The 1028-nt window shown below is 73.8% G+C and carries 1 protein-coding gene and 1 pseudogene; one reads left to right on the top strand and one right to left on the bottom strand.

From position 1 onward, the window contains the following. Nucleotides 1-180, top strand: a pseudogene (locus tag ACG2DA_RS22815) (IS630 family transposase); the annotation flags it as partial. A gap of 4 nt (nucleotides 181-184) precedes the next feature. Here the strand turns inward: ACG2DA_RS22815 and ACG2DA_RS22810 are convergent. Next, on the bottom strand, nucleotides 185-892 hold the full coding sequence (locus tag ACG2DA_RS22810) for a hypothetical protein (RefSeq protein WP_395259005.1): 708 nt from the start codon (nucleotides 890-892) through the stop codon (nucleotides 185-187). Nucleotides 893-1028 lie beyond the last annotated feature (136 nt).

The following is a 1028-nucleotide window of genomic DNA, read 5'->3' as shown; positions in this document are numbered from 1 at the left end:
AGCGTGCTGGCCCGCCAGTGCCTGGACCGCCGCATCCCCGACGCCGCCGTCCTCGCCCGCGAGGTGGCCGCTTGGCAGCGGGACCGGAACGCCGCGCAGGTCGGCGTGCGGTGGCAATTCACGACCGCCGACGCCCGTGTTAAACTCCGCTCGCTCTACCCGACGATCGAGCTGCAATGAACCACTAGAGCGTCCAGTCGCCGGCCGACAGGACGACGAGCGGGACCTTCGGCCCGTCCGTCACCCTCCCCACTCGAACCGCCGCGTCCTTCAGCGCCGTGCAGCCCAACGCGTGCGGGGCGGGCAGCAGGACGGGCCGCTCCCACGGAAAGGAGTAGCCGCGGGCGATGAGCAGGTGATGACTGTCGGTCGCCTCGACTCGGCCGGCGTGCGGGTCCAGCCGCACGCAGCCCAGGGCGTAGCGGGTCGAATCGGCGTCGGTCACGGCACAGGCCGATCGCAACGCCGAGGAGAAGCCGGGGCCGGGGTCGCGGAACACCTCGACCGCCGGCACGTCGAACTCGGCCGCCCGGCCGCGGTCGGCCGGTTCGAGGGCGCCGCGGGCGGACCGGGGCACGCGTTTCTCCTCCCAGTTGGCGACGACGGCGGTTCCGCCGTCGGCCTCGGACAGCCGCACGTCGCCGCTCTTCGCGGCGCCGGCTTCGGCGAGCGGGTCGAACGGCAGGACGAGATCGCCCGGCGGGCGATCGCCGGGGACCAGCAGGCTGACGCCGTGGCCGTCCGGGGCGATCGCGGTGAGGCGGGTTTCGCCCTGATCGCCCACGTGCACGCGGACGGGCGGCCCGGCGTCGCGGCCCTTCAGGGCGAGGTGTTTCTTCAGAACCGTGCGGAAGCGGTGGAGCGTCCGCCGGGGCAGCGTGAGCGGGGGCATGCGGCCCTCCCGTGTTCAGGATGGATTGGGTGAGGGGAAAAGGCCGGCGACGGGGATCAGCCCGCCGCCGGTCGTGGGCGTCGCCGCCTTCGACTCAGTGGAAGGCGACGCGGCCTTTGCCGCAGCGGGCCAGGTC

This window comes from Alienimonas sp. DA493 (genome assembly GCF_043951915.1).
Classification (GTDB): domain Bacteria; phylum Planctomycetota; class Planctomycetia; order Planctomycetales; family Planctomycetaceae; genus Alienimonas.
This window is presented reverse-complemented; position numbering and strand designations above follow the sequence as displayed.

Excerpts from the sequence above, each read along its gene's own strand:
- ACG2DA_RS22810 (WP_395259005.1), bottom strand. The coding sequence starts at position 892 with ATGCCCCCGCTCACGCTGCCCCGGCGGACGCTCCACCGCTTCCGCACG.